At 65.9% G+C, this 19,764-nt stretch carries 16 protein-coding genes; 15 read left to right on the forward strand and 1 reads right to left on the reverse strand.

Translation table 11 applies throughout. The features are described from left to right. Window positions 1-549: 549 nt before the first annotated feature. A complete protein-coding gene (locus tag EGM46_RS11015) occupies window positions 550-2,568 on the forward strand; it encodes a DUF7507 domain-containing protein (protein WP_164512877.1) in 2,019 nt (672 codons plus the stop codon). 465 nt (window positions 2,569-3,033) lie between these two features. Here EGM46_RS11015 and EGM46_RS11020 read toward each other — a convergent pair whose 3' ends face one another. Continuing rightward, entirely contained in the window at window positions 3,034-4,602 is a 1,569-nt protein-coding gene (locus tag EGM46_RS11020; protein WP_125100202.1) for an SLC13 family permease, read from the reverse strand. 161 nt (window positions 4,603-4,763) lie between these two features. Here EGM46_RS11020 and EGM46_RS11025 point away from each other — a divergent pair, with 161 nt between their 5' ends. The 14 genes from EGM46_RS11025 (at window position 4,764) to EGM46_RS11095 (ending at window position 19,748) form a co-directional block, all read left to right on the forward strand. Beyond that, entirely contained in the window at window positions 4,764-6,419 is a 1,656-nt protein-coding gene (locus tag EGM46_RS11025) for an AbgT family transporter (protein WP_046453922.1), read from the forward strand. Between the two features lie 40 nt (window positions 6,420-6,459). Beyond that, complete coding sequence (locus EGM46_RS11030; protein ID WP_125100203.1) at window positions 6,460-7,977, forward strand: leucyl aminopeptidase; 1,518 nt, start codon at window positions 6,460-6,462, stop codon at window positions 7,975-7,977. 19 nt (window positions 7,978-7,996) lie between these two features. Then, a complete protein-coding gene (locus EGM46_RS11035) occupies window positions 7,997-8,422 on the forward strand; it encodes a hypothetical protein (RefSeq protein WP_125100204.1) in 426 nt (141 codons plus the stop codon). Between the two features lie 9 nt (window positions 8,423-8,431). Continuing rightward, a complete protein-coding gene (locus EGM46_RS11040) occupies window positions 8,432-8,722 on the forward strand; it encodes an SHOCT domain-containing protein (protein WP_125100205.1) in 291 nt (96 codons plus the stop codon). Window positions 8,723-8,780: 58 nt separating this feature from the next. Next, a complete protein-coding gene (locus tag EGM46_RS11045; RefSeq protein WP_125100206.1) occupies window positions 8,781-9,182 on the forward strand; it encodes an SHOCT domain-containing protein in 402 nt (133 codons plus the stop codon). 938 nt (window positions 9,183-10,120) lie between these two features. Further along, the gene (locus tag EGM46_RS11055; RefSeq protein ID WP_052961215.1) at window positions 10,121-11,836 is read left to right on the forward strand and encodes a leucine-rich repeat domain-containing protein; all 1,716 of its coding nucleotides are present in this window, start codon (window positions 10,121-10,123) and stop codon (window positions 11,834-11,836) included. Window positions 11,837-13,018: 1,182 nt separating this feature from the next. Further along, a complete protein-coding gene (locus EGM46_RS15205; RefSeq protein WP_369699845.1) occupies window positions 13,019-13,375 on the forward strand; it encodes a helix-turn-helix transcriptional regulator in 357 nt (118 codons plus the stop codon). Window positions 13,376-13,683: 308 nt separating this feature from the next. Beyond that, window positions 13,684-14,796 (forward strand): ImmA/IrrE family metallo-endopeptidase, encoded by a 1,113-nt coding sequence (locus EGM46_RS11065; RefSeq protein ID WP_046456943.1) that lies wholly within the window; start codon window positions 13,684-13,686, stop codon window positions 14,794-14,796. Then, window positions 14,793-15,692 (forward strand): bifunctional DNA primase/polymerase, encoded by a 900-nt coding sequence (locus EGM46_RS11070; protein WP_125100209.1) that lies wholly within the window; start codon window positions 14,793-14,795, stop codon window positions 15,690-15,692. The genes EGM46_RS11065 and EGM46_RS11070 overlap by 4 nt, the downstream gene beginning before the upstream one ends. Then, window positions 15,689-16,459 carry a DUF2637 domain-containing protein gene (locus tag EGM46_RS11075; RefSeq protein ID WP_125100210.1) on the forward strand — a complete coding sequence of 257 codons (771 nt, stop codon included), beginning with the start codon at window positions 15,689-15,691 and terminating at the stop codon, window positions 16,457-16,459. Before EGM46_RS11070 ends, EGM46_RS11075 begins: the two co-directional genes overlap by 4 nt. Further along, window positions 16,456-16,944 (forward strand): hypothetical protein, encoded by a 489-nt coding sequence (locus EGM46_RS11080; RefSeq protein WP_052961598.1) that lies wholly within the window; start codon window positions 16,456-16,458, stop codon window positions 16,942-16,944. The genes EGM46_RS11075 and EGM46_RS11080 overlap by 4 nt, the downstream gene beginning before the upstream one ends. 93 nt (window positions 16,945-17,037) lie before the next feature. Further along, window positions 17,038-17,922, forward strand: a complete 885-nt coding sequence (locus tag EGM46_RS11085) for a hypothetical protein (protein WP_241156296.1) — start codon at window positions 17,038-17,040, stop codon at window positions 17,920-17,922. Continuing rightward, window positions 17,909-19,033, forward strand: a complete 1,125-nt coding sequence (locus EGM46_RS11090) for a ParB N-terminal domain-containing protein (RefSeq protein ID WP_125100211.1) — start codon at window positions 17,909-17,911, stop codon at window positions 19,031-19,033. The genes EGM46_RS11085 and EGM46_RS11090 overlap by 14 nt, the downstream gene beginning before the upstream one ends. 52 nt (window positions 19,034-19,085) lie before the next feature. Next, window positions 19,086-19,748, forward strand: coding sequence for a hypothetical protein (locus EGM46_RS11095; protein WP_125100212.1), 663 nt, complete (start codon window positions 19,086-19,088; stop codon window positions 19,746-19,748). The last annotated feature ends 16 nt before the right edge of the window (window positions 19,749-19,764 follow it).

Below are 19,764 nucleotides of genomic sequence, written 5' to 3' on the forward strand. Positions count from 1 at the left end.
CCCCCCCCCCCCCCCCCCCCGTGCGCGCGTAACTTCCCCATGAGCCTGGGCCATCACAGGATAGGCACCTCGACGTCAGGGAAGAGGGCCTGTGACGATAGTCCGGCCAACCTCAAGCACGAGGCAATGCCATGGCAGCCCTAGCCTCATGCGCCTGAGCGAACTATGATCACTCCAACTAAGCGGCGGTCCGGCGCTGCACACGAGTTCAGCCCTGACTTGAAAGAAGCTACACAGCACATGAAACCCGAACCCTCTATGCCCCGCCGCAAGAAAAGCTTCGTCTCGACCCTGTTGGTCCTCGCTGGAGTTGCACTGGGGCTATCAGTTCCCTCCGCAGCCGCTCAGGCGTCGGTCGTCCTGCCTCTCGAATCCGTGTACTCCGACACGGTCTACGGTTCAGTGCTCTCAGTGGGCAACGGGAGTATGCGATGCCCGACGGCGTCCGATGGAGTCAACCTGCGAGCTGGCACGAGTTTCGAGGCATGCGCCCAAGCACAAGCCGGTACGGTCCCTGCCGGCACCTACACGAACAACAACGACTACTCAATGCGCTGGAACGACACCGACGGGCGAAGCGATACCTTTAACAACTCGTCCGCGCAGTTCACGATCCCGGCCGGAGCTTCGATCAAGTACGCCATGCTCGAATGGGCGGGCCATACGGGAGAGTTCAGGACCTCCGGGGGTACTACCTCATCGATCAGGTCGTGCAACATCGTAGGGCAGCAGTATGCGACGCAATTCCCCACGACAATGCCTTCATCGCCGGCGGCGGCGACTCCAGAGACTCAGTCTCCTGGCATCCAGATCAACGGTTCAGCACCCACCTGGGTGACGCCGCATGTGACCCGCGACACCGGAGCCGGCTGGCCCAACAACAGCGACCGCATGTACACGGGCTGGTCGGACGTGACCGGCTTGCTGGAGAGTTCAGGGCTCTCCGGCGTCACAACAGTGACCGTCTCGAACATCTGGGCACCCGCTGGCGTGAACTGCACCGCAGGCTGGGGCCTCACGGTGGTATGGGCTTTCGACGGCCCCGTTGCCGGGGTCGCCGAATACCAGAACGCCATCAATATCTCTCAGGGACACGTCCGGCAGGGCTCGGCCGATCTTCCCTCTACCGCCGTATTTACCGGATTCGAAGCGGTTTCATCGACCAATAGGCTCGGGCTCGTCGCCTACGAAGGCGATCGAGGCACCGTCGGGGACCGTTTCTCAATCAACGGGACCGATGTTCCTGAGCCGACTGGCTATGGCACCCTCAACGATTTCTTCGTTTCTTCCGCGACCGGAGCAAGTGATCCGGCCTGGGGCGTGAACTTCAGCGTCGACGTGAACGACTTCACGACCAACCTCATCCATGCTGGCGATACGCAGGCGACGCTGGGGTTCCGGACGAATGGAGATGGCTACTGGCTGCAGTCTGCCTGGCTGGAGGCGCCCGTTGCGAGCGTGCACATCGAGAAGACCGCGAATATCTCTAAGGGCAGACCTGGAGACCCGGTGGTCTGGACGATCACCGTATCAAACCCCAGCCCTGCTGAGATCCACGACGTTACTGTTACCGACCCGCAAGAAGCGAGCTGCGACCGCGAGATTCCATCGAGCTTCCTGGTATCCGATAGCTATACCTACACCTGCCAGGGCGTGCTCCCGGAGCAGACTGTGACCAATACCGCTACCGTCACGGCTCGCACCGAACTCGGCACTGAACTCAGCGACGAGGACAGTGCCACGGTCGAGGTCATCCATCCGGCACTGTCGATCACCAAGTCCGCGGACAAGGCCCTGTATCTGGACGGGGAGACGGTGAACTTCGCAATCATCGTTGAGAACACCGGCGACGTCGAACTGAGCGATGTCCATGTCGAGGATCCCAAGGCACCGGGCTGCTCCGCGGAACTTGGAACGCTTGCCGCCGGAGCACAGCACTCCCTCAGCTGCTCTGCGACTGCGCCGATCGCCGGAAACGAGAACACGGCGACGGTCACCGGAACCGACCCGCTCGGGAACACCGTCGCAGAGGACGACACGGCCCCGGCAATTGCCGCGCGTCCCTCGCTCAGAATCGAGAAGTCCGTCTCCCAGCAAGAAGTTCACGTAGGAGACACCGTAACCTTCACGATCAAGGTCACGAACGACGGCAACGTACGCCTCGACCAAGTCGCACTCGAAGACCTCGACGTCACCAGCTGCTCCCAGCAGATCGGTACACTTTCGCCAGGGGAGACGCGCACCAGCACCTGCACGTGGAAGGCTGAGCAGGCCGAGAAGTTCGTCAACACCGCGCACGCCAGCGGAATCGCAATGCGCTGCACCGGTGAAGAGGCGCCGGGGACTTGCACGGAAGAACTTGGGGTCGATCCCCTCGTCCGCGTGGATAGCGCCAGTGTGGCGGCTTCTGAGAAGCCCGCAGTTCCGCCGGGGAACGGGGATGGAAATGGCGCCGACAATCTGAGCGTGACCGGCGGACAAGGCCTGGGCATCTTGGCCGGTCTTGGACTGCTCAGCACAGCAGCAGGTGTTCTCCTCGTGCTGCGCAGAAGAGAGCAGAAGCGATAGCAGCAGGGACCCACGAAGGGCGATCATCGATGGTTGTGGCATCGGTTGAGGACCAACTACGCCACAACCTTCGATCCCACGACATGGCTGGGAACTCATCGATTCCTCAAACTGCTTGGCGCAATGTGAACGACATCTGTAGAGGTTTTCTGCGCAATCAGCAGACGGATCAGGAAGAGGTCTTGCACACCGACTAGTAGCAGGATTGGACTTCTCACTCTTGCGGTCGGTTTCCGGTTGTCTTATCGCGCAAAGCCCTTCTTGCCTTCTCTACCTGCTCGCATGACCTTGGTCTACAAGACTGGGACTACTAGGCAACGCTTTGCGCGGCGAGGAAGGAGACGTTCTCGATCACTTTCGGCTGGGCCATTCGCGTGTTCAGATATGCCCGTCATCGGGCGGCGTTGAGTTTCTTGGAGAGGGTTGCATGAAGAAATGAGGAACTAGGCGGAAGTAGTTGCTCTCTTACGCTCTGAATGGCCAGATGAGGGGCACCCAGAACACAGCGACCGCGAAGAACAGCACCACGAACGGCAGCCCGAACTTCGCGTAGTCGCCGAAGCGGTACTGACCAGGTTGCATCACCATGAGATTCGCCGGAGTCGCGACCGGGGTGAGGAACGCCGCAGCACCTGCCACGGTCAGTCCCATCAGGAACGGCAGCGGTGAGACGTGCATGGCGTCGGCGAGCGCGAGCGCGATGGGGATCATGATCAGCACGGTGGCGGTGTTGCTGATGAGTTGGCCGAGGATCAGCGTGACGATCGCGATCGCGGTGAGCGCCGCGGTGGGGCCGAACCCTCCGACCGCGGTCAGGAGCCAATCGGCGATCAGCTGTGCGGCTCCGGTCGATTGGAATGCGGTCGAGAGCGGGATCATGCCGGCGACGAGCACCACGGTGGTCCACGAGATCGAGCGGTAGGCCTGGGTGGGAGAGACGACCTTCATGAGGATGAGCGCGCATGCCGCGAGCAGGCCGGCGACCGCTGCGGGAACGATTCCGGTGACCAGCAGCACCAGCATCGCGGCGGTGACGACTAGTGTGCGCTTCGCCCCCTGCCCCAGCGGAATGCTGCGGCGAAGCAGATCGGGGCGATCGACCACCAGCACCTCGCGGTCGTCGGAGGTGTGCCGGCTGAGATCGTCCCAGCTGCCGTCGAGCAGCAGCGTGTCCCCCGTCCGCAGCGTCGACTTCGGTCCGTCGAGGTGCTCGTCTCCACGACGCGCGGCGAGGATCACCAGGTCGCCGCTGGGCGTGCACATGCCGGGAAACACGTGCATGCCGATCAGTTGCGAACGCGGTGGGATCACCACCTCGGTCACCCCGCGGCTCGCGCTCACCGCGATGTCGGCGGGTGCCAGGTCGTAGTCGCGGCGCAGCAGTTCCGCGAGCCGCAGCACGTCCATGGGCGCCGACGGCGCGTGCCGCTCAGGCAGCAGTCGCGGGCCGAGCAGCACCACGATCGCCACCGTGCCCGCGAGCAGCGGGAGCCCGGCCAGCGCGAACTCGAAGTAGCCGAACGGTCGCGCGCCGGCATCCGCCGCCGCGTCTGAGACGAGGATGTTCACCGGGGTGCCGGTGAGCGCGAGCATCGATCCGGCGTGCGCCGAGAACGCCAGCGGTAGCAGCATCTGCGACGGCGCGATGCCGGCGCGCATCGCTACTACCACCACCAGAGGCAGGAACGCCGCGACCGAGCCGTTCACGCTGATCAGCGAGGTGATGACCGCCGTGAGCAGGCAGAGCACGACGATCAGCGGCACGCGCCTGGTGCCGGCCCGCGAGACGACCTGCTGGCCGGCCCAGGCGATCACGCCCGAGGACTGGAGCGCTTCGCTAATCACGAAGAGCGAGGCGATGAACAGCACGGTGGGATCCCCGAACCCGGCGAGAGCCTCGCCGAGATCCAGCACGCCAGAGAGGAACAGCGCCAGAGACACCCCGATGGCGATCACGCCCAGCGGAATCCGGTTCGTCACGAATGCGACGACGGCCACCGACAGGATGATGAAGACGATGCCGATCGGATCCATATAAGCGAGCGTAGTCCGCGCGCGGATTCTCGTATAGCTTGGGCAAGGAACAGCGATATGATCTGGCTAGGTTCTCATTGTTGATGGCCCGCCCTCGGAATCTAGTAGGCCTGTTCTTCAGTGGCGTCAGTGTCGTTTTCGCGAGTGTAGGAGTAGTAGACATGAAAGCAGCTGCCAGCGTTGTTCCAGCACCGCGCCAGAAGGGGTTTCTGAACTGGATCGAGCGGGTGGGGAACAAGGTTCCCGACCCGACGATCATGTTCCTGTATCTGATCGGGTTCATCGCCGTGCTCTCGGCGATTCTCAGTTGGGTGGGGGTTTCGGTCTCCGACGAGGTCGCGACTCCGGTGAACACCGATCAGGTCTCGCAGCTGAACGACCAGTTCGGCACGAACTGGCAGATCTACGACACCGCGACGGGCGAGCCCGCCGATGTCCCGAAGTACGTCGTCGAGACCCGTACGTTCGAGGTGAAGAACCTCATCTCGGTCGATGGCCTGCGTTTCTTCTTCACGTCGTTCGTGGACAATTTCGCCGGATTCAGCGTCGTCGCCACCGTACTGATCGCCATGGCGGGCGTGGGCGTCGCCGAGCATGCGGGTCTCATGGGTGCGCTGATCCGCCGCGTGGTGAAGGTCGCTCCGAGGCGCTGGCTCGCCGCCATCCTTCTCTTCGTCGGTGTGCTCTCCTCGGTCGCCACGGATGCCGGCTACCTGATCCTGGTGCCGTTGGCCGCCGCCGCCTTCCTCACCGTCGGCCGTCACCCGCTCGCTGGTCTCGCAGGGGCGTTCGCCGCTGTCGGCGCGGCATTCGGGGCGAACCTCATCATCACTCCGAGTGACAGCATGCTCACCGAGGTGACCAACGGCGTGCTGGCCGCTGCGGGGATGAAGCCGTTGCAGGTCACCCATAATCTCTACTTCGGCATCGTCTCGACGTTCCTACTCACACTCGTCGCACTTCTCGTGACCATGTTCGTCACCGAGAAACGACTCGGCGGCTACGACAAGTCCGAGATGACCGTCGCCGACGATGGCGACAGCATCGACCACGATGCCGAGGCGCGCGGACTGAAGTTCTCCGGCTGGGCCCTGCTCGGTTTCGTCGTCGTGATCCTGGCGCTCACGCTGCCCCCTGGGGCTCCGTTGCGCGCCCCGTCGAACGACGAGATCGTAGGGACTTCGCCGTTCATGGCGAGCCTGGTGTTCATCATCTCGTTGGCCTTCCTGGTCTGCGGAGTCGCCTACGGGGCCGGAGCGAAGACATTGAAGGGCGGTTCGGCTGCCGTCGCCGCGATCGCCAAGACCTTCGGGAGCCTGGGCGGGCTGCTGGTCATGTTCTTGATGATCGCCCAGTTCATCGCCCTCTTCAACTGGACGAATCTACCCACCGTTGCGGCGATCTCCGCCGCGGAGGCGCTTCAGCATGCGAACGTGCCCGCCATCGTCCTTCTGCTCGCGTTCATCCTGGTGATCCTGGTGCTCGACTTCATCCTGCCCGGGCTGGTGCCGAAGTGGGTGATCTTCGCGCCGGTGTTCATCCCCATCTTCGCGTCGCTCGACGTCGCCCCGCAGACGCTGCTCGCCGCCTACCGTGTCGGTGATTCGCCGGTCAACGTGCTCACGCCGCTCATGGTGTATCTGCCGTTCATGGTCACCGTGGCGCAGCGGTACAAGAAAGACGCGGGCATCGGCACGATCATCGCCCTGATGATCCCGTACGCGCTGTGGATGCTGCTGGCATGGACAGCGCTCTACGTCGTCTGGTTCCTCACCGGCATCCCGTGGGGGCCGGGATCGCCCGTGCAAATCGGGTAGCGCTCGTCCTCTCTCCCCTCCCGTGAAAGGAAACCGGATCATGACCCGCAGTCCGAACAAACTCATTCCCGAGGACTTCGCCACCGTTCCCGGTCTGGCCGCGGTAGAAGCGACTCGGATCAGCCTCGGAGACTCCACGTCCGATGTCGACCTCATCGCGGTCGGCATCCCGGAGTCGGGCGACGTACCGGTCCTGATCGGCCTCGAACGCGACGCGCTCGTGGCCGCCGGGTTCGAGGCCAAGCCCGGCCAGACGCTGCTGCTGCCCAGGGCGAGCGGCCCCGACCTGCTGGCCGTCGGCCTCGGCGACTCCTCGGCCGCCACCCCGGCTGAGCTGCGCGATACGGCGGCCGCGGTCGTGCGCGCGGCGGCCTCGCGCGAACGCGTCGGCCTGAGCCTCGACCTGCCGAGCGACGACCGATCGACCGCGATCACCGCGCTGGTGGAGGGCGCGCTGCTCGCCCGCTACCGGTACACCGAACTGAAGAGCGAGCCGAAGCACGCACCCCTCGTGGAGCTGGCGATCGATGACACCTCCGAGGAGGATCGGCCGGCCGTCGAAGCCGCCCGGATCAACGCGCGCGCAGCGGTCGTGGCGCGCGACCTGGCCAATACACCGCCGGGCCACCTCACCGCGACCGATCTCGGCGAGATCGCCGTCGAGCTCGGTCACCGGTTCGGCTTCGACGTCGAGACGTTCGACAAGCAGCAGCTGATCGAGCTCGGCTGCGGTGGCCTGCTCGGCGTCAATCAGGGCTCCGTCGAGGAACCCCGAATGATCGTGCTGCGCTATCGCCCGGAGGACGAGCCGGCCGGCCGGCTCGGGCTCATCGGCAAGGGCATCATGTACGACTCCGGCGGTATCAGTCTGAAGCCGTCCGACCCGATGCACCTGCTCATGAAGATGGACATGGGCGGTGCGGCGGCCGTGCTGGGCGCCTTCACGGGACTGCGGGATGCGGGGGTGCGCGCGGAAGTGCTCGGCTGGCTCATGTGCACCGACAACATGCCCTCCGGCACCTCGTACAAGCTCGGCGACGTGCTCACCGCACGGGGCGGCACCACGATCGAGGTGAAGAACACCGACGCCGAGGGTCGCCTCGTGATGAGCGACGCATTCTCGTTCGCCAACGAGGAGGGGGTCGACGCCATCATCGACATCGCGACCCTCACGGGAGCCGCCCTCGTCTCGCTCGGCGGCCACGTGGCCGCGCTGCTCGGCAACGACGAGCGGGTGATCGACGCAGTGAACCGCTCGTCGAGTTCGACCGACGAGCAGGTGTGGCAGTTGCCTCTGGTGCGCAAGTATCGGAAGCAGCTCGATTCGGACATCGCCGACATCTCGAACCTCGGCGGCCCGTTCGGCGGCACCATCACCGCGGCGCTCTTCCTCGACCATTTCACCGCCGGCACCCCATGGGCGCACCTCGACATCGCGGGCACGATGCAGGTGGACGCCGATGATTCGTGGCGCACCAAGGGCGCGACCGGTTTCGGCGCGCGCCTGCTGCTCGATCTCGCAGGCGACTTCGCCGGCATCCCGGCGAGCTCGGCCTGACCTGGAGAAGGAGAACCATATGTCCGACGCCCAGTACACCGGACCCTTGAACTTCGCGGTGTTCGCGCTCCCGCACGCAGCGCGGCTCGCGGAGATCGCGGCCGAGATTCGTGAGCTCGCCCGCGGAGGCCGGGCCGAGATCCTCGATGTGGAGCTGGTCTCGCGCACCGCCGCCGGCCACGCGCAGCTCGAGTCGCTGCCGCACGACCTCGCCCCCGCCGAGACAGACCTCCTGCGGCCCGACGACCTGACGACGATCGCCGCGGATCTCGGCGATGACGAGATGGCCCTCGTCGTGGTCTACGAGGATCGGACACTCGCCACGGTGGCGGGCAGCGTCTCGGCCGTCGCAGGTCGCGAGCTCTGGTCCGGCGGCATCGACGCCGCGGATCTCGATACCGACAACGCAGATGTCGAGGTCGCCGACCCCGACGCGAAGAACTGAGGGAGCATCATGGGTCTTCTCCGCACCGCCGCTCGCGCATCCGTCGCCGCCCGCGTCGTCGGGAACGTGCAGCGACGCCAGCAGACGCAGTGGGCAGCCCAAGACGCGGCCCGGGCGCAGAGCGCACCGGCGCAGAACGTCCCGGCGCAACCCACGGCCCCGCCCTCAGCGCCGGCAGCCGCACCCGACACGCAGGCCCTCATCGACCAGCTGACCCAACTGGGGCAACTGCGCGATGCCGGGGTGCTCACCCCGGCGGAGTTCGATGCGCAGAAGCAGCGACTCCTGACCTCCAGCTGACCCGACCGCCCGTTTCCGACAAGCAATTCGATCTGCTCTGCAGCGAAAGGAACACCCCATGTCATTCCTCTCCAACATCTGGGACGCCATCTGGTGGATGCTCACGATATTCGTGTTCATCGCCTACCTGATGGCGCTCTTCTCGATCATCGGCGATCTCTTCCGCGATCGGAAGCTGAACGGCTTCGCGAAGGCCGTCTGGCTGCTCTTCCTCGTCTTCCTGCCCTTCCTCACCGCCTTGGTCTACCTCATCGTTCGCGGGCGCGGCATGGGCGAGCGCGCGGCGGCCCAGGCGCAGCAGACGCAGGATGCCGCTGAGTCGTACATCCGCTCGGTGGCGGCCGAGGCCACGCCGACCGATGAGATCGTGCGAGCGAAGCAGTTGCTCGACGCCGGGGCGATCACCGACGAGGAGTACGCGTCGCTCAAGGCGGCCGCGCTCGCCAAGGTCCAGGCGTGAGGCTGGGGCGCGCGGTCTCGCTCGGCGGCCGCGTCCCTCTTCCCGATATCTCCTCGGTGGGAGCCCGCCGCGATCGGCCGCACCTGATCGAAACCGCGCCTTCCCGGATCGGCTGAAGCGCGCCCCGACGCGGAGGGAGAACACCGTGACGTCCACCGGACCCGGGCGAGCCTCTTGGCGGTTCGAGGATCTCGCATCCTCCGCCGGTCATCGTGGACAAGGCCCACCCCGCCGAAGTCATCCGCAAGGGCCTACACGCCCGCGGCATCGAGGCCGTGACCCCGAGAAGAGCAACCAGATCGCCGCCCGCAAATGGCGAGGACGGCGCGGCGTCCGACCACCCGGCCAGGATACCGCCGTGTACAAGCGCCGTGACGTCGTGGAACGCGGCTTCGGCCGGAACAAGCAATGGCGGGCGATCGCCACCCGCTACGACGAACTCACCATAATGTACCGCGCAGCCGCCGTCCTCACTCAGCTATAGGAGATACTCACTAGCCGCCCCTCCTGGAACCAAGACTGAAAGCTCACGTCAGACTGTCGACGAGAATTGGAGCAGACCCCTGGATACTGCGCCCTGGGTACGCAGTCACGGATCCAACAACTGATCATTCTGAATCTCGAACCGATCAGCACGCAAAGCGCTTCCTGCCCCACTCAATCTCACCCATCACCCCGTACTATCGAACTCAATCGTGCCCACGCGGCCACGATGTATGATCTTCTATCAGCGAGCAGGAACATATCCACTATGCACCCTTCAAGACTTCCAGGCCTGTCCGGGCCAGATCGATCAGCGGCAGGAGCCAGGAGCTGGTGGAAACGAGGCCTGGCTCTGGCCGCGGTTGCGTCGGTGCCGGTTGTTTGGCGTAGTTGCTCCCGCCCAGGCAGATCCGGGTGATACCGTGCTCTTTCCAGACGCAAACCTGGAATCCTGCGTGAGGGATGCCCTCGATATCGCTGATCCCGCCCCTGTGACTGAGGGCGATATGGCGACGGTGACTTCACTGATATGCGAAGGGCTCGAGATCGTCGATATCAGTCCCCTTGCTTACGCCACAGGGCTGACAGATCTCTACTTGGGCGAGAACCAGATCGCAGACGTGACTCCGCTTGCGAGCGTAACCAACCTGCTGGTTCTGCAGCTTGGAACCAACCAGGTCACGGATATCGGGCCGCTCGAGGGCCTGACCGACTTGCAATGGGTTGAGCTGGACCACAACCAGATCTCCGATCTGGGCCCGCTGACGGAACTCACAAACCTGGACTATCTCGACGTGTCCAGCAATGCGATCATCGATCTCGGACCGCTCTCCAGCCTCACAGCATTGGACAGCCTGGACGTTTCCGACAACCAGATCTCCGCCATCTCACCGCTGGCCGATCTCACGAGCCTCACCAGCTTGGGCCTGTCACATAAACAGATCGCTGATGTTTCCCCGCTGGAAGAACTGACTGGCCTGACAGCACTCACCCTCGACAACAACCAAATCGCAGACATCGACCCGCTCGCCGGTCTCACCGATCTGGTTGGTCTCGATCTCAGCACCAACCAGATTGTGAGTGTCACTCAGCTCGCGGGTCTCGAGGATCTCGAACAATTGGATCTCGACTACAATCAGATTTCCGATACTACCCCGCTCGCTGGTCTCACGAACTTGGAAGATTTGCATCTTGACGGCAACCAAGTTTCCGACCTGTACCCGCTCGCCGGCCTGTCGAGCCTGGATTTTGCAACCGCCTGGGATCAGCATCCTGCTCGTTCCGCAGTGGTGAACGTTCCTCAGGCAATCGCGGTAATCAATTCTAACCAAGCACTCGTGCCCGTATGGGTGGTGGGCGGCGTCGGTATTCTTTCCGGGACTGACGTAACTTGGACCGAGCCTGGGACCTGGAATCTCGCCTGGAGCGAGACTATCTCGCTTCCCAGCGGAGGAATCAGCATGTTTTCGGGAACAGCCGCCTACACCGTAGTGCCGTTCGCAGAAATCCCCGCGATCACCGGCACGCCAGGGAATGGAGTTGTGGGTACTCCATATAATTTCGCCTTCGCGGTGACTGGGACTCCATCGCCGGAGGTGACCATCACCGACGGGAAGCTGCCGGACGGGCTCACGCTGAGCAATGACGATGTGACTTCCGGCACGCCGACCCAGGTGGGCACCTTCATCTTCACCGTGACCGCGACCAACAGCGAGGGCGAAGCAACGCTTACTGACCAGAGCATCACGGTCGCATCAGCCGAGACTGGTGCGACCGCACCAACCATTGCCGGCAAGCCGGGTGCTGGGGTCGTCGGCGCCTCATACGACTATGCGTTCACCGTCACCGGGAATCCGGTCCCGACTGTGAAAGTCACCGCGGGCGCACTGCCGGACGGTCTTTCACTGAGCAGCACGGGCAGGATCAAAGGCACCCCGACCCAGGCGGGTACCTTCATCTTCACCGTGACCGCGACCAACAGCGAGGGCGAAGCAACGCTCACTAACCGGAGCATGGCGGTCAGCAACGCTGACGCGAAGAACCCTGAAAGCAACCTGCCGACCACCGGCGGCGAAGCGTTCTGGAGTCTGGGAGGGGCCGCGCTCCTGATGCTCCTTGCTGGCGCATCACTGGTGCTCGTTCATGCGAGACGGTCACGCCACGCTAGCTAGAACCGAATGCGAAGCGTTGTGTGGGTGCTCGATCAACTGGCACCCACACAACGCTTTCTTGTGTACTGACCAGATTTGCATTTCAGTCACCTGTAGCTCTCGTCAATTGTCGAATACGCAGTCACGTCTTCTTAAAAAGGGCCATGTGTCTGTGCACGGTTTCGCTCCAATCATCATGAGCCTCATCTTCGGTCTAACGATTGACGCCCCACAGGCGAACGTTTCGCGAGTGGGTTCAGAATCTCGCCAGCGACAGCCTCGCGTCCGAAGCGGTGCCGTCAGTTGTCAGTATTTCCGGAGCATACTTGCGAGCGTCGCCAGCCTGATCATCTCCGGTTTCGAGAGGTCCATATCCAGCGATAGGGCGATGATCCGCTCTCTCGGTATTTTTTTAACCGCTGCGATCTTTGACGGCTTCATCTTACGAATGCTGCTGCTTAAGGACCGTAGATGATCCCACTTGACGCGATCGGGCTTGCCACGCGAAGAACCATACCTGCATCGAGCAGCGCGGCTCGCAGGTGTTGGAGGCCTGCTGGGGATGATCATTGATTGAATCCCTCAGCGTTCATTCTGGTCTTCTCGCGACTGTCGTACGCGGAATTGTCTTGCCGGTGTTCGGGGGGGGGAGCTGACGTGAACCGCACAGCGAACATGGTTCAGCCTCGCCTGCGGGAGCTTGCGCCGCTGCTCGGGCCATTGGCTGCTATCGAGTCGGTGCGGAGCGCACCTGTGGGGCCTGTCGCATTCGGGCACGCGAAGCTGGTGCATGTCATGGCCGGCCAATCCCGTATCGTCACCCCGACCGGTGAGCATTTGCTCACTACGGGTGACGTACTAGTACTTGGTGCCGGAGTATGGTATTCGGCTGTGCCCGCACCTCGGGTGCGAACATGGACGATCTACCTTGACCAAGAGTTCCTGCGATCTCATATGATGTGGGCGCTGCCTGAACCGGACCGCGTACGGCCCGGGTTTCATCCTGCGGGATGGGATGGCCGCGCGCTCGTCTTCCGGGCCGGTCGCGAACGGCTCGCCCGGTTGGAGCCCCTATTGCGGCGAATGAGCGTGATCCCTCAGCGAGGAGGAGCAGCCGCAGTGGCCGCGCTGATGTCACTATTCGCTCAGACCGCCGAGCACATCGTTCCCGTGCTCGTTTTGGGAAGCAATCCGCCCCACCCTATGACGCTGATACCAGCAGGGAAGCTCACTGGCCCGATTCCTGCTGCCGAGGCGCAACGTGCAGCCAGACTGCTACGAGCAGGGTTGGCACATCCCTGGACGATGGACGAGCTTGCCCGAACGGTCGCGATGTCAAAGTCGCAGCTCACAAGACAGTTCACGACCGCATTCGGGGTAGCGCCAATGCGCTGGCTCGCTGAAACTCGGTTGACGGAGTTTGCCCGTTTGCTTGAGGAAACAGCTCTGCCAGTGGTTGTCGCTGCACGGACAGTGGGTTGGCAAGATCGGCGTATCGCTGCCGCATGGTTCCGGCGCCGCTACGGGGTCTCCCCGCTGCAGTTTCGGAGGCTCCCCTAAGAGCAAGGCGTGCGCGATCTCACAGAGGGTTCTCATTCAGGCCGTCCGTGTGTTCATCTTCCTGGTTCAGGGCAGACAGCGTGATTTAACTCGGGAACGGCGGCCTTTCAACCGTCCTTCTCGAATTCTCTGGTGAACCAGCCCACCCATCGGGTAAGCCGGATTAGACAGGTCGGGTTTATCGGAGCCTGACGGTGACCCGTACATTTCGACGTCCGTCCCTACCTCCTGATCTCCCCGGCGCACCTGAACTTCGCAAGGGTCACCGGCGCATGCCTCTGACCTCCGAACGGGAGGAGCGCAGAATCATGACAAGACAAATAAACAGACCGGAGCTTCGTGCTGCGCGGGAAGCGCAGGTTGAGGAGCTGCAGGAGACGCTGACCTCGTCGGTAGAGGCGTTGGTCACGGGCGAGGACTGGAAGCGGGCGCTCACGTTCGTGGCACAGTTCCGCAAGCGCAGCGTGAACAACGTGCTGCTGATCTTCGCTCAGCACGAGGCCGCGTTCGCTGCCGGTCTGGTCGCCGATCCGTATCCGACGTATGTGGCTGGGATGAAGCAGTGGCAGTCTCTCGGGCGTGAGGTGGTCGACGGGCAGAAGCCGTATGGCATCCTCGCGCCGTTCAAGGCGCGGTTCGCGTCGGCGACGCCGGGCAACCCGGATTCGTGGCGCAGGCTCAAGCCGCGCGAGCGGCCGAGGCCGGGCGAGTCGGTGCGGGAGCGGATGATCGGCGTCACGCCGGCCCGAGTGTTCGACATCTCCCAGACTAAGGGTGCGGAAGTGCCGCTCCCGCCGCGCCCGAAGCTCCTGGAAGGCGAGGCACCTGCCGGGCTGCGCGAGGGCCTGATCGCGCAAATCGTTGCGGCGGGATACGAGTTCCGGCCGGTGCCGCATGAGCGAGAGATTCGCGGCGCGAACGGGCTTACGCACTGGAACGAGAAGTGGGTGGCGGTGCGCACGAACATGGACGATGCCGCGCAGGTGAAGACCCTGGCGCACGAGCTCGCCCATATCCGCCTGCATGACCCCGAGGATGAGGACGCGACCCGGCATCGCGGGATCGCGGAGGTCGAGGCGGAGTCGGTGGCGCTGATGATCGGTGCCGCGCACGGCATGGACACCGCCGCCTACACGATCCCGTATGTGTCGGGGTGGGCGGCGACGGTGGACGGGAAGGATCCGGTGGCGGTCGTGAAGCACACCGCCGAGCGGGTGCGGCAGATCGCCGTCTCGATCCTCGGCCAGCTCGACACCGTGCAGCTTGGCACTGGGGAGCCTCCCGGTCTTGTCCGCGAGCCTCCTGCTCGTGCTGCGTCGAAGCAGCCGACACGCACCGGACGCACCTCCACCCCGAGGTCGCGCCCCGCACGGGCTGCAGAACCGGCGCACAAGGCAGTCGAAGCACGGGGCCTGTCATGAGCGCCGGCCAGCTCCTCGCCCCGGTCGCGGGCATGACGCTCGCGGACGCCGCCCAGCACTATGCGAGCCAGGGCGTGCCGGTGTTCCCCTGCGTGCCTGGCGAGAAGCGGCCGCTTGTCGCGCACGGCTTCCATAATGCGACCGCCGACCCCGGGCAGGTTGCGGCGTGGTGGCAGAGATGGCCGGAGGCGAATATCGGCATCCCGACCGGCCCCGCGTCGGGGCTCGAGGTCGTCGATGTCGACGCGAAGGGTGATCCGCCGCGCGGGCCCGAGTCCTGGCAGCGCGCCACCCGCGCCGGCTTCCTCGATGGCTGGGTCGCGCACGTCGTCACCCCGTCGGGCGGGTTGCACGCCTACTATCCGGTGGCGGAGGCCGAGCAGCGGTCGTGGGCATCCGGTGCCGCGCAGCTCGACTTCCGGGGCACCGCCGGCTACATCATCGCCCCACCCTCCCGCACGCTTGTTGGCGGTGAGGTGGCGGCGTATCAGCTTCTCGAACTCTCGCCTGATCCCGCGAAGCCGGTGGATGCGGGAGCGTTGCGGGAGTTCCTGGACCCAAGGCCGCCGCGCGCACCCTGGCAGTCGCGCCCGTTCCGTGGGAGTCTCGAAGAGCGCACCGCGCATATCGCGGCCTGGCTGAGCGGGCGGAGCGAGGACCGGAACGTCGGCCTGTACTGGGCGTCCTGCCGTCTCGCCGAGAACGGGGCCACGCTCGCGGAGGCGTTCGATGCGCTCGGGCCGGTCGCCGAGGACATCGGCCTGCCGCCGAGGGAGATCGAGCGGACGATCCGCTCCGCCTACCGCGGCCCCGCACAACAGACCCAGACACAGGGCAATGCGCGGCAGTCGCAGGTGCGACGGGAACCGGCGAGCCGAGGGCGGGTGCTCGCATGACGACGACGGCGGTTCGAGGAGATGGCCGGCTCGCGGTCGTGACGGCGGTGGCGGGCACGGTGCTGATCGCGGCGGGAGCGTTCTGGTTGAGCTTCACGGCGCTCGCGGACTTGGCGCGCCGTTCGGGGATCGATGCGGGGCAGGCTTGGGCGTGGCCGTTGATCGTGGACGGGATCATCGTCGTCGCAACGGTCTCGGTCGTCGCGCTCGCGGGCACCCGGCAGGCGTGGTATCCGTGGCTGCTGCTGATCTGCGGGGCCGGCCTGTCGGTCACGGCGAACTCCATTCACGCGCTCGTCGCCGCCGATGCCGATGTGCCCGGCGTGCTCGCCGCATCGGTCGCAGCGGTGCCGCCGGTGGTGTTGCTCGCGATCACGCACCTCACCGTCATCCTCACCCGCCACCACGCCGTCCAGGCACCCCCGGACGAGAACGTGGAGATCACCGAGGAGCGGGCGCTGCCGGTGTCGTCGGCGGTGACATCGGGGACGTTCCCACTGCCCTCGATCATCGAGGCCCGCCCGACTGCACCGGGGCCTCCCCGAGCCGTGCCGGGGGGTCGGGGTGTGGCGGAGGCATTGCGCGCGGAGGGGTGGTCGAACAAGAAGATCGCCCGGCATCTCGGCGTCCATGCCTCGACCGTCGGCCGCTGGTTCGCCCCCGATCAGCACGCCCCCGCCAGCCAGGTGCCTGAGCTGGTCGGAGACGATCTCGAACCTGAGCTTGACCCTGAATCCGATGTTGACGAGGAGGAGGAACCCTCATGAATCCCGATGACCAGGCCCCGGAGCTGGGGCCGCCGGAGTCCGCGCACTCGCGGCTGCACCCGGCACTTGCGGCGGCGATGGCCGCCGAACGCGCACGACCGGCCGAGGAAGCCTCGGCGGAACGGTCGATGCTCGCCACGCACCGCGACCCCACCCTCACCCAGCCGGACGCCACCACGACGCGCACCGAAACCCCGGATGCTGAGACCCCGGAGGCGGAGGGGTGGCGGCGCACGCAGGTGCGGTGGGTGCGCCCGACCGAGCTGATCGCCGGCGGCAGCGCACGGGCTACCGGCTGGGGCGTGGACCTGCGAGCCGAGCTGCTGCGTCGCGCCCGCGAATCCGTGCACGAGCGCCGTGCTGTCCGGGCGGAGCGTCCTGAGCAGAGCGAGCGGGTGAGACGGCTGCCTGATCTGTCGATCGGCGGGCGCCGGAGAACCCCCGCCCGCCGCGAGGTCGAGCGTGCGGGGATGGGGCTGAGGTGAGCTGCCATGTCCGCACGCATCGACTTGCTCGCGCAGGACCTTCCCGGCCCCATGCAGCCCGGGAGCACCACTCCGATAGGAGGTGCCATTACCATGACCAGCAAACACACGAAGAGAACCCCCGCGACCGCGCCCAGAACCTCGGGCGGGGCGCGGGGGTTCGAGCATCCCGAAGGACTCCGCGCCCTGCTGATCCGCCTGCACGAGCAAGGCCAGTGGGCGTGGCAGCACGACTCCGAAGTCGCGGAGCTTATGCGGCATGCCGCCGACCGCTACGCTGCGCTTGCCCGTCGGCACGGCCTCGACCCGTGGGAGGCCGCCGCTGCCGCGTTTGATGCGATGCGGACGGGGGCGGTGCGCCGAGCCGACGATCCCTGGGCGGTCGTCACCCGCGCCGTGCAGGTGACCTGCATCGCCGAGGAGCGCGCGAACGGGCTGCTCTGCTCAGTGCATCAGGCGCGCCGTCCGAAGTTCTCCGCGCACCACGACGCCGAACGCTTCTCCGACCGAGAGAACCCGCTCACCGACTACCACCCCAGCTTCCGCGCCCCAGACCCCTTCGCCGAGGACACCGAAGCGGAGGCGGATGAAGCCGCCGGCCGGCTAGCACCGGCGATCGAGGACACTGTCGCCTTGTTCCACTTCCTCGGCTGGCCGGAAGAGACGGCACGTGCCGGAATCGAGTACATCGTGACCCGGCTCGCCGAGTGCCCGTCCCGCGCTTCGGCGTTCGAGTCGCTGCGCCGCGACTACCACGCCCGCGCCCTCCTCGACCTGCCCGCCGGGTCGTGGCTGTCGATGCTCAGGGTCGTGCTCGGCAACCCCGACCCGATCCACGCGCACACGAGGATCGCGCGCGGGGTGCTGCACCGGCTCGTGAACGAAGAACCCCTCCGCTCCCTCCTCACGGATGAAGCCGTTCTGTCGGAGGTGGTGCTCACAGCGCCCCCAGGGGGTGGGTGCCATGGCTGGGAGTAGCCCTGGGCATATCGAGCTGGAACGCGCCCTCGACTCCATCGTCGTCGGCACCCGGCACCGCACCGATCTCGGCGACATCGACGCCCTCATGGACTCGATCAGCCGTGTCGGCCTGTTGCAGCCGATCACCCTCACCCCGGACGGGGTGCTCGTGTGCGGGTGGCGCCGCTACCATGCGCTGCGCCGGCTCGGGCATCGCACGACGAACGTGTGGATCAGGTCGGGTCTCACGGACCGGCTCAGCCAGCTCCTCGCCGAGCAGGACGACGCCGCGATGCACAAACCTTTGTCGTTGATTGAGGCGGAGTCGCTGTACCGGGAGCTGAAAGCTGTCATGACTGAGGATGCGGCGCGCCGGCAGGAAGCTTCACGCTTCGGCAGCGCGACCCGGGAAGCCGGGGATGCTGCGGAGGTCTCCGGTGCCGTCGAATCGACGGCACCGCGCTCGGCCGGGGAAGCCAGGGTGCAGGCCGCGCGCATGGTGACCGGGCGCGGCTCGCAGACGATGCTCGAACAGATCGGCCGCCTCAAGGACCTCGCGAACGACGACACCCGTCCTGAGCACATCCGCGCCCAGGCCGCTGAGGAGCTGGCGCGGATCGAGGCCGGCGGGAAGGTGTATGGCTCGCACTTGCGCATGAACGCCGCCCTCTCGCTCGATGAGCTCGACCGTCTCGCCGCAGACCCGGACACGCCGGAGATGGTGCGGGTGCAGGCCGCGACCTCCGCAACGGAAGTGAGGGCGGCAGGGCGGGAGGCGCGCACGGCGGAGCTTGCGCAGCTCGCCGCCGACGCTGTGGCCCGGATCACCGCGGCGAAGCGGGCCGGGAAGAAGAGGGGGAAGCCCGAGGCGCGGCCGCGGCTGGCGCGGGTGATGCTGCCGCCGCGGGCGTTCCTCGCGTTGTGGGCGGACCTGGACGGGTGGACGACCCGGTACGACGCCGCCGAGATCGCCCGCACGCTCACCGCGCCGGAGTGGGAGCGGGTCGAGCGGGTGCTCGCCGAGACCGTCGCGTTCCTCGCGATCATCCGCGACCTCCGCACCGAAGCTGCCGAAGCCGCCAACGATGCCGCCGCTGAGCCGCGGCGGATCGGAGTGCGGGCGGGCTGACCCAGGGCGCGGGGTGTGCACCTCCTGAGCATCGACTTCCAGGAGGTTCCGCATGGACCCGAACGCTGACCGCCCGCCCCGCAGGCTCTTCATCGCCGCCGCAGCCGGCGCGGCCGTGTTCCTGCTGCTGATCGGCGTCGGCGTCTACGGCCTCCTCCGCGGCCCCGCCACCCCGGACACCCCGCACGCTCCGGCCACGCCGACAAGCCCCGCCGAGGAGACGCGGCAGCCGAGCTTCACGCCGCGCCCGGTGGCCGAGACCTCGGATGCGGAGGCGTTCGCGCGGGCGGTGGCGGAGCGGTTGTTCGGGTGGGATACCGGCCTCGAGTACGGGCCGGCCGACTACATGCAGCGCCTCGTCGATGTCGCCGACCCGGCAGAAGCGCCGGGCCTGGCGGCGGATGTGCGCGGCTACTTCCCGGAGGCGCGGGCCTGGGGTGAGCTGCGGCAGTACGAGACACGGCAGTGGATCGAGATCGAGAGCATTGTCGTGCCTGGGGATTGGGCGGCGGCAAAGGCGCAGGCCGGTGCCGGGCAGCTCCCGCCCGGCGCGATCGCCTACACGATCACCGGCACCCGCCACCGCACCGGCGTCTGGGATGGGCGGGAGACGTCGGATGCGCGCCCGGTCGCGTTCACGATCTTCGCCGCCTGCACCGAGCAGGACGGGTGCCGGCTGCTCCGGCTTTCCACCGTCAATCAGCCGCTCCGCTGAACCCAGGCCTCTGATC

Origin of the sequence: Leucobacter chromiireducens (genome assembly GCF_003917135.1) — a bacterium.
Lineage (GTDB): Bacteria > Actinomycetota > Actinomycetes > Actinomycetales > Microbacteriaceae > Leucobacter > Leucobacter chromiireducens_A.

Coding starts and splice junctions, on each gene's coding strand:
- EGM46_RS11015 (WP_164512877.1), top strand. CDS start 550: ATGCGCTGGAACGACACCGACGGGCGAAGCGATACCTTTAACAACTCG.
- EGM46_RS11035 (WP_125100204.1), top strand. CDS start 7,997: ATGTCCGACGCCCAGTACACCGGACCCTTGAACTTCGCGGTGTTCGCG.
- EGM46_RS11085 (WP_241156296.1), top strand. CDS start 17,038: ATGACCAGCAAACACACGAAGAGAACCCCCGCGACCGCGCCCAGAACC.
- EGM46_RS11080 (WP_052961598.1), top strand. CDS start 16,456: ATGAATCCCGATGACCAGGCCCCGGAGCTGGGGCCGCCGGAGTCCGCG.
- EGM46_RS11040 (WP_125100205.1), top strand. CDS start 8,432: ATGGGTCTTCTCCGCACCGCCGCTCGCGCATCCGTCGCCGCCCGCGTC.
- EGM46_RS11095 (WP_125100212.1), top strand. CDS start 19,086: ATGGACCCGAACGCTGACCGCCCGCCCCGCAGGCTCTTCATCGCCGCC.
- EGM46_RS15205 (WP_369699845.1), top strand. CDS start 13,019: ATGACGCTGATACCAGCAGGGAAGCTCACTGGCCCGATTCCTGCTGCC.
- EGM46_RS11065 (WP_046456943.1), top strand. CDS start 13,684: ATGACAAGACAAATAAACAGACCGGAGCTTCGTGCTGCGCGGGAAGCG.
- EGM46_RS11090 (WP_125100211.1), top strand. CDS start 17,909: ATGGCTGGGAGTAGCCCTGGGCATATCGAGCTGGAACGCGCCCTCGAC.
- EGM46_RS11030 (WP_125100203.1), top strand. CDS start 6,460: ATGACCCGCAGTCCGAACAAACTCATTCCCGAGGACTTCGCCACCGTT.
- EGM46_RS11045 (WP_125100206.1), top strand. CDS start 8,781: ATGTCATTCCTCTCCAACATCTGGGACGCCATCTGGTGGATGCTCACG.
- EGM46_RS11070 (WP_125100209.1), top strand. CDS start 14,793: ATGAGCGCCGGCCAGCTCCTCGCCCCGGTCGCGGGCATGACGCTCGCG.
- EGM46_RS11020 (WP_125100202.1), bottom strand. CDS start 4,602: ATGGATCCGATCGGCATCGTCTTCATCATCCTGTCGGTGGCCGTCGTC.
- EGM46_RS11025 (WP_046453922.1), top strand. CDS start 4,764: ATGAAAGCAGCTGCCAGCGTTGTTCCAGCACCGCGCCAGAAGGGGTTT.
- EGM46_RS11075 (WP_125100210.1), top strand. CDS start 15,689: ATGACGACGACGGCGGTTCGAGGAGATGGCCGGCTCGCGGTCGTGACG.